The 6,566-nt window shown below is 62.9% G+C and carries 7 protein-coding genes and 1 pseudogene; 2 read left to right on the top strand and 6 right to left on the bottom strand.

From position 1 onward, the window contains the following. Positions 1-161: pseudogene (locus RFN30_RS19620) on the top strand (IS630 family transposase); the annotation flags it as partial. Between the two features lie 13 nt (positions 162-174). Here RFN30_RS19620 and RFN30_RS19615 read toward each other — a convergent pair. The 6 genes from RFN30_RS19615 to RFN30_RS19590 form a co-directional block, all read right to left on the bottom strand. Next, complete coding sequence (locus RFN30_RS19615; RefSeq protein ID WP_320263722.1) at positions 175-1,053, bottom strand: hypothetical protein; 879 nt, start codon at positions 1,051-1,053, stop codon at positions 175-177. 325 nt (positions 1,054-1,378) lie between these two features. Next, positions 1,379-2,404 (bottom strand): glycosyltransferase family 4 protein, encoded by a 1,026-nt coding sequence (locus RFN30_RS19610; protein WP_502572749.1) that lies wholly within the window; start codon positions 2,402-2,404, stop codon positions 1,379-1,381. Continuing rightward, entirely contained in the window at positions 2,386-2,547 is a 162-nt protein-coding gene (locus RFN30_RS19605; RefSeq protein WP_320263720.1) for a hypothetical protein, read from the bottom strand. The genes RFN30_RS19610 and RFN30_RS19605 overlap by 19 nt, the downstream gene beginning before the upstream one ends. 55 nt (positions 2,548-2,602) lie before the next feature. After that, entirely contained in the window at positions 2,603-4,018 is a 1,416-nt protein-coding gene (locus RFN30_RS19600) for an ATP-binding protein (RefSeq protein ID WP_320263719.1), read from the bottom strand. Between the two features lie 51 nt (positions 4,019-4,069). Beyond that, positions 4,070-4,789: a response regulator gene (locus RFN30_RS19595; protein WP_059188911.1), complete on the bottom strand. Its 720-nt coding sequence runs from the start codon at positions 4,787-4,789 to the stop codon at positions 4,070-4,072. Then, positions 4,776-5,309 (bottom strand): MarR family winged helix-turn-helix transcriptional regulator, encoded by a 534-nt coding sequence (locus RFN30_RS19590; RefSeq protein ID WP_168247656.1) that lies wholly within the window; start codon positions 5,307-5,309, stop codon positions 4,776-4,778. The genes RFN30_RS19595 and RFN30_RS19590 overlap by 14 nt, the downstream gene beginning before the upstream one ends. 262 nt (positions 5,310-5,571) lie before the next feature. On the opposite strand from RFN30_RS19590, the gene RFN30_RS19585 reads away from it, so the two are divergent. Next, positions 5,572-6,465, top strand: coding sequence for a branched-chain amino acid aminotransferase (locus tag RFN30_RS19585; RefSeq protein ID WP_320263718.1), 894 nt, complete (start codon positions 5,572-5,574; stop codon positions 6,463-6,465). Positions 6,466-6,566: the final 101 nt, after the last annotated feature.

The raw sequence follows: 6,566 nt of genomic DNA, 5'->3' as shown, positions 1-6,566 counted from the left end.
TCGAGCAGGCCTTCGCCAAGATCAAACACTGGATGCGCCAGGCGCAGAAACGCACCGTCGAGGACACCTGGCGACACATCGGCCACCTCGTCGAAACCATCGAGGCAGCCGAATGCAAGAACTACTTCGCAAACGCCGGATACGCTTCCGTCAAAACGTGAAAGACTCTAGAAATTACCGAGCAGACTGCGAAGCGATAGCCGGGGGCCGAAACGCGCCGAGAATGGTCCCTACCGTTGCGGCTGAAAGCACGAGATGGAGGCCGTCGAACGGCCAAGCCAGTCCGAAATGCATCAGCATAAGGTTCAAGAAGGAAGGCGACGCGCCATCCGCGGGAATCAGGATCAAGCCTACGGCGAGGCCCAGCCCATATTTGAGTATGGCAACTATTGCGAAAACGATGAACATTATGGCGACGAAACGCAGACGATTGCCGTCGAGCGCGCGCCAGCACCCGACTGGATCAAACGATCCCGTCCAGAGAAAATCGCCGACAAAGAGATATGCCCAGGCAAGTATGAAGCCGCCCACAAGCATGTTGAAGACTCCCCTCGCCATCGCCCAGGACGCGACGTCCTCGGGGCTGAGCGGCTGGTCATGTGTGGCCAGCAGGCCGGCAACAAACAGTCTGTGCTCGCCCGCGACCGCAAAGCCGCAAAAAAGCTGGACGGCCGCGAGAAGCAACGCAGCCAGAAGAATCCGTTGGCCGAGCTCAAAGCGCACGCCCGGGATAGCGAAGCGTTTGACACGCTCAATGCCGCGCCGAACAACGATATGGCCGTGCTCGGGCGCGTTTGCCATGCGGTCGAGAACGAACGCAAAGACCATCGCCGAGAACGGCGCGGCAACGACGGCGGAAAGCCAAGTCCTGGGGGCAAAGCCTCGCGATAGGAGCCAGGTAGGCGCCTGCTCCGGATCGGCAAAAAGAATAAGGGTAAGCACCGCCAGACAGAGCGTCGTCAGAAAGCAGGGAAACCAGGCGGCCACGAAGAGCGGCCAGGCATTCGCGCGGCAATAGCCGAACACCCTCGCAACGGTCTTGCCGATGCGCAAGACGCGACGCTTCCGCGATACGGCAGGCAACTCGTCCAGCGTTGAAATCGGCGTCAACCCCGCAGCGAACTACTTACGCAGAATAATGCACCGCAAGGAACTGTCGCGCAAGCTCTCGCAAGGAGCGCGCTCGCGGGATCAAAGCTCGTCGGCGCGCGATCTCGCGGCGCGTCTAAACAACTTCACGCGGAAGACTTGCCCAAAGGCATTGGCAAGTTGTCGAAGTCCAGGAATTCTTGGAGGAAATGCACGAGTCGGCGGCATTGAAGAGGCGGCGCAACTGCCCCCGATCCGCACCGTCGGAGAGCCGACGCCGCCGGCTCTGTCAGGCAGCCAGCTTGCGCGGCATCCTCAGCGCTTCCTCGACCACGTCGAGAAACATCTCGGCGCAGGCCTTCCAGCTGTAGCGCATGGCGCGCTGGCGCGCCTCCGCGCGGTCGATGCGAAGCGCCTTGAGCGCGGCCTCGCCCAGATCCTCCGATACCGCGCCGCCAACGCCGTCGCCGACGATGTCGATCGGTCCCGTCACCGGATAGGCGGCTACCGGCGTGCCGCTGGCCAAAGCCTCGATGATGACGTTGCCGAACGTGTCGGTGCGGCTCGGAAAGACGAAGACGTCGGCCGAGGCATAGATCTCCGCCAGTTCGTCGTTCGGGCGATGGCCGAGGAAATGCGCGTTCGGATAGCGGGCCTTGAGCTTTGCCAGCTCCGGCCCTTCGCCGACCACCACCTTGCTGCCGGGGAGGTCGAGATCAAGGAACGCGGTCAGGTTCTTTTCGATCGCGACGCGGCCGACGCAGAGGAAGACGGGGCGAGGGAAGCTGTCCTTGCGCTTGTCCGGCCGGAAATGATCGGTGTCGACGCCGCGCGTCCAGGGTCTCAGCTTGTTGAAGCCGCGCGCGGCGAGGTCGTCCGCCAGCGACTGTGTGGCGACAAGCGTGCCCTGTCCGGAATTGTGGAAGTCGCGCAGCCAGTTATAGGCCCAGCTTTCCGGCACCGGCAGGCGGGCGCTGAGATATTCGGGAAAACGCGTATGGTAGCTGGTCGTGAAGGGGCGCCCGGCCTTGCGGCAATAGCGGCGCGCCATGATGCCCAGCGGCCCTTCGGTGACGATGTGGATATGGTCGGCCTTGCGCGCATCGATCAGACGCGCGACATGGCCAGGCGTCGTCAAGGCGAGCCGGATGTCCGGATAGGTCGGCAGCGGCAAGGTGCGGAAGATGTTCGGCGTCAGGAAATCGACCTGGACGTCGTAGGACTTCAAGGTTTCGGTCAGCCGCTCCAGCGTGTGGACCACGCCGTTGACCTGCGGCCGCCATGCATCGGTGACCATCAGGATTCGCATGACGATCCTTCGGAGGGATTCTTGAGCGCGCCGGCGCGGTGGCGGAACGGCGACCAGGCAGCAGCTCTCGCTTCGCTCCAGCGCACCCGGGCAGGCACGGGATCGAAGCGGGGCGGCAGAGCCGAATCGATAAAGGTCGCGCGCTTCATGCGCGCTCTTGACCATGGTTTCATGACGGGCGGATGAAGCCTGTCTTTGCCCGATTTAGGCGGGGACCTTGATCACGGCGCGCAGGCCGCCGAGCGGGCTGTCTTCCAGGCTGATGTCGCCGCCGTGGCTGCGGGCGATGTCGCGGGCGATCGACAGGCCGAGACCGGTGCCGCTGGCATCGAGGTTGCGCGCCTCGTCGAGCCGCAGGAACGGCTTGAACACCTCTTCGCGCTTGTCGAGCGCAATGCCGGGACCGTCATCGTCGATGGTGACGGTCAGCGAGCCGCGGCCGTGGTTGGCATGAACCTCGACGGTCTTGGCATAGCGGAAGGCGTTGCCGATGACGTTGGACATCAGCCGGGCAAAGGCGTTCGGCCGCACATGCACGGTCGGATCGCCGGTCAGTGTCGTCGACAGCTTGCATTTGCGCAGCTGCGCTTCCTCGCCAAGCTTCTGGAAATAGGCATCGAGATCGAAGCGGCCGGTGTCTTCCGCCGCCTCGCCGCGGGCAAAGGAGAGATAGCCCTCCAGCATCGATTGCATGTCGTCGATGTCCTGGTTGAGCGCGGCCTTGGTTTCCGACTTGCCTCCGGCCAGCGCCAGCTGCAGCTTGAAGCGGGTTAGAATGGTCCTGAGGTCATGGCTGACGCCGGTCAGCATGGCGGTCCGCTGCTCGATCTGGCGCTCGATGCGCTCCCGCATCTGGATAAAGGCGAAGCCGGCACGGCGCACTTCCTCCGCACCGCGGGGGCGGAAATCGCGCGGCATCGGCCGCCCCTTGCCGAAGCTCTCGGCGGCTTCGGCCAAGGTCAGGATCGGCCTGATCTGGTTGCGCAGGAAGGGGATGGCGATCATCAAGAGCACCAGCGAGGTGCCGACCATCCAGATAAGGAAGATGTGGGTGTTCGAGGCATAGGCCTGGCTGCGGCGCACGAAGACGCGCAGGACCTTGCCTTCGAGCTGGACGCGGACCTCTACGACATTGGAGTTGCCGACCGTGTCGATCCAGAAGGGACGGTTGATCTGACGGGTAATCTCCGACGACAGGGCCGTGTCGAGGATGGAGAAGAACGGCTTCGGTCCGGGGGGCGGCAGGGGATCGGGCGGCAGCAGATCCACTTTCAGCTGCATGCGGTCCTGGGCGATGCGGATGATGTTGGCGTAATCGGCGTCGTGCGGATAGGTTTCCATCATGTCGATGATGGCGGCGATGTCTGCGATCGTCGCCTGCGACAGGCGTTGGGTGACCGTCTGCCAGTGGCGCTCCATGAAGACGAAGGCGACGACCGACTGCAAAAGGATCATCGGCGCGATGACGATGATCAGGGAGCGGGCATAAAGCCGCTTCGGCATGTAGAGCGCGACCAGGCGCCAGAACCGGTTCCAGGCGCGCGGCATCGCTCTTAGCGTCCGCAATGCGAGATCGCCGAGGCCGCCGCCTTTGGGCTTGTCCAGTTGCGTGGTCGCCATTCGCCCTTCCGCTCATCGATGGCCGTTCAGCAACGGCCAGCGACGAGCATTTTATTCGACGCTGAGCCGATACCCAATACCGCGCACGGTCTGCAGCCAGACCGGATTGGACGGATCGCGCTCGATCTTGCGGCGCAGCCGGTTGATCTGGACGTCGATGGTGCGTTCGCCGACATCCGATTCGTCGCCGACGAGCTCGTGGCGGGGAATCGTCTCGCCCGCACGCGCCGCGAAGATCGCCAGGATCTCCTGCTCGCGGTCGGTCAGCTTCAGCGCCTCGCCGCCGCGCTTCAGTTCGCGCTTGGCGATCTGGAACGTGTAGGGGCCGAAGACGAGCTGCTCGACCTTCGGCGTCGCCGCCGGCCCGCCGCGGCGCAGGATGTTGTTGATACGCAAGATGAGCTCGCGCGGATCGAAGGGCTTCGGCAGATAGTCGTCGGCGCCGGCCTCGAGCCCGGTGATGCGGCTGTCGGTTTCCGACAGCGCCGTCAGCATCAGGATCGGCACGTTCTTCTCGGCCCGCAGCGCCTTGGTGAGGTCGACGCCGGTTTCGCCGGGCATCATGACGTCGAGCACAAGCAGGTCGAAGTCGAGCCCCGCGAGCTTGCGCCGGGCCTCGCCGGAGTTACCGGCGACGGTGACGCGAAAACCGTTCTCGGACAAATATTGCTTGAGCAGATTGCGGATGCGGGTGTCGTCATCGACCACCAGCAGATGCGGCGCATCATCGCCGGGCGCTGCCGGATGATCAACCTTCTCAGTGGTCTCCATTTTTCTTCCCCGATGTTTGCGCAGGCACAATGTTGATCTGCGCCCTTAGTTCCGGATTGACCATCGCCTCCAGGAATCTTTCGATCGAGGCGCGTTCGGTGGTCCCGGAATCCTCCAATGCAGCACGGATGCGGCGCGACTGTGGCCGTGCCAGCGCCAGTGCCAGCGCGCGTCCCTTGGCGGTCGGGTAGAGCTCGCGCTGCCGGCGGTCGCGCGGACCTTGCACCTGGACAATATGATCCGTGTCGATCAACTGCTTCAACACCCGCGCCAGGCTCTGCTTGGTGATCTTCAGCACGTCGAGCAACTCGGCAACCGTCAGACCGGGTCTGCGGTTGACGAAATGCAGCACGCGATGGTGGGCGCGGCCGAAGCCGTAATCGGCAAGGATCTGGTCGGGATCGGAGGTGAAGTCGCGATAGGCGAAGAAAAACAGCTCGATGATGGCGAAGTCGATGCCGTCTTCGTCGGAGATCGCCGTCCTGATCGGTTTTCCGGTTGCGGGGCTTCGATCCGTCATCATGTCTCCATGCCCAAGCGAGGATTACGTCAGTACTGTTGACGTAATTTCCCGGCAATGATAATTTTTGACAAGCTTTTCGGCGGATTGCGAACGAAAAGGCAAGCGGAAGTCGTTTTTCCGGAACTTCCTGAGTTTGCCATGGATTGAATATCCGCCTACGTTTCCAGGCACCGGCCGGCGTTTCGGACCCTGTGGCGCGGCTGACACGAAACGCCATATGACACAACGATTTGCGGGCGCCCGCCCGCGGGAGGTTTCCATGGCATCCGTTCCCTTCGACCAACTGGACGGCTTCATCTGGATGAACGGCGAGTTCGTCAATTGGGCCGACGCCAAGATCCACGTGCTGACCCACGGCCTGCACTATGCCAGCGCCGTCTTCGAGGGCGAGCGCGCCTATGGCGGCCAGATCTTCAAGCTGACCGAGCACAATGAGCGCCTGCATGAATCGGCGCGCCTGCTCGGCTTCAAGATTCCCTATTCGGTCGCCGAGATCGACGAGGCCTGCCGCACGCTTCTGAAGAAGCAGGGTTTCCAGGACGCCTATGTGCGCCCGATCGCCTGGCGCGGCAGCGAGCAGATGGGCGTTTCGGCGCAGAACAACCGCATCAACTGCGCCATCGCCATCTGGCAGTGGCCGAGCTATTTCGACCCGGCGCAGAAGCTGAAGGGCATCCGTCTCGACATCGCCGAATGGCTCCGGCCCGACCCGCGCACCGAGCCGTCCAAGTCCAAGGCCGCCGGCCTTTACATGATCTGCACGCTCTCCAAGCACGCCGCCGAGGCCAAGGGCTATGCCGACGCCATGATGCTCGACTGGCGCGGCCAGGTGGCGGAAGCCACCGGCGCCAACATCTTCTTCGTCAAGGACGGCAAGATCCATACGCCGACGCCCGACTGCTTCCTCGACGGCATTACCCGCCGCACCGTCATCGGCCTGGCCAAGGACCGCGGTTTCGAGGTGATCGAGCGCGCCATCATGCCGGAAGAGCTCGAAGGCTTCGAGCAGTGCTTCCTCACCGGCACGGCCGCGGAAGTCACTCCGGTTTCGGAGATCGGTCCATACCGATTCGAAGTCGGCGAGATCGCAAAGACGTTGATGAACGACTATTCTGCTGCAGTGCAACCAAAGCACGCCATTGCCGCAGAATAGAGATAGTCACAGCTTTTTTGTGCAACAGGGGCGGTTTTCGGGCCGCCCCTTTTATTTAAGTGCCCGCGCATTTGACTTTCGAACAATTCGGCGTCTCATGA

This window comes from Mesorhizobium dulcispinae, from assembly GCF_033977345.1.
GTDB classification, from domain to species: Bacteria; Pseudomonadota; Alphaproteobacteria; order Rhizobiales; family Rhizobiaceae; genus Mesorhizobium; species Mesorhizobium dulcispinae.
Note: the sequence above shows the minus strand (reverse complement) of the source record. Positions and strands in the feature narration are given on the sequence as shown.

Excerpts from the sequence above, each read along its gene's own strand:
- RFN30_RS19605 (WP_320263720.1), bottom strand. The coding sequence starts at position 2,547 with ATGAAGCGCGCGACCTTTATCGATTCGGCTCTGCCGCCCCGCTTCGAT.
- RFN30_RS19600 (WP_320263719.1), bottom strand. The coding sequence starts at position 4,018 with ATGGCGACCACGCAACTGGACAAGCCCAAAGGCGGCGGCCTCGGCGAT.
- RFN30_RS19595 (WP_059188911.1), bottom strand. The coding sequence starts at position 4,789 with ATGGAGACCACTGAGAAGGTTGATCATCCGGCAGCGCCCGGCGATGAT.
- RFN30_RS19590 (WP_168247656.1), bottom strand. The coding sequence starts at position 5,309 with ATGACGGATCGAAGCCCCGCAACCGGAAAACCGATCAGGACGGCGATC.
- RFN30_RS19585 (WP_320263718.1), top strand. The coding sequence starts at position 5,572 with ATGGCATCCGTTCCCTTCGACCAACTGGACGGCTTCATCTGGATGAAC.